The sequence below is a fragment of the Bartonella sp. AP57NXGY genome (genome assembly GCF_042195805.1).
GTDB lineage: Bacteria > Pseudomonadota > Alphaproteobacteria > Rhizobiales > Rhizobiaceae > Bartonella.
The window spans coordinates 1-899 of record NZ_JBHIOZ010000414.1 but is presented as its reverse complement, the minus strand read 5'-3'; the positions used below and the strand labels follow the sequence as shown (position 1 = coordinate 899).

Here is an 899-nt window from a genome sequence, read left to right as displayed (position 1 = left end):
GCAGCAGCTCGTGCTTCCTCCTCACAAGTGTAACAAGTCCGTAAACGCCGCACGGGACCGCTAAACCCTGTCTGATGCTTGACTTGGCATTGCTGCCCTTTTGAGCGATCAAAATAAGCAGCTTCAATGGTGCCATATTGCGTGCGTGGCTCTAATGTGAATTCCCAGTTAGAACAGTCATACTTATGGATGTCGAGTACTGGTAAATTGTCACCGCTTAAAAATAAAAACTTATTGTCCTTGATTAAAAAACGTGCCCGCATGCGGTCGGCAAGGCGGGTTAAAAAATCAACAGCCGATTGATCTGTACGAATCACATAAGGTAAAGTTTGTTTGGTGAACTGAGGACTGACCTTTGCTTGATAGCCATGGCGTTTGGCCAGTGTCTCAACAATCTCAGCAACAGTTTTGTGATCAAAATGCTCACTCACCTGTTCTTTAAGCTCTTTACGCATCGAGGCACTTTTGCCACAAAGGCGCAAAATCTCTCCATCACTGCCCCCACAACTTACAACCGATTCGACAACAAAACGCCCCATAAATGCACTGATGCTGTTCTCATAGCCAAAGATCACCTGGAGAGCGTTGCCCGTTTGTGGAACCTCTAAATCATTGCCATTATCATCAAATTCTGCTTCAAATGTATCGGCTTCATTACCGGCATGGTCCGTAATGGTTGCGGTTAAAAGACGCTGATAAAAAACCTCATGAACAGGTTTATCTCCCACCTTGACTAAAATAAAGGGGTATGTGCGCATTAATCCCATAACCGCTTCACCATGCTTTGGGGATTAGACAACACAAATTCAGGCAGAATAACCGTTAAGCCCCGCGGTAAAAACACACCATATTTGGCAATCTCTGGATTAGCTTCCAGTGTGGCTTCTAAATAGCCTTTG

General features: G+C 44.9%; 2 protein-coding genes. Both read right to left on the bottom strand.

Annotation, left to right across the window (positions count from 1 at the left end):
• A partial coding sequence (locus ACFIL8_RS11210) for a phage late control D family protein (RefSeq protein WP_375689864.1) occupies positions 1 to 758 on the bottom strand: 758 nt, incomplete at its 3' end.
• The coding region (locus ACFIL8_RS11205; RefSeq protein WP_375689862.1) for a tail protein X at positions 758 to 899 on the bottom strand (142 nt) is incomplete at its 5' end. The genes ACFIL8_RS11205 and ACFIL8_RS11210, both read right to left, overlap by 1 nt.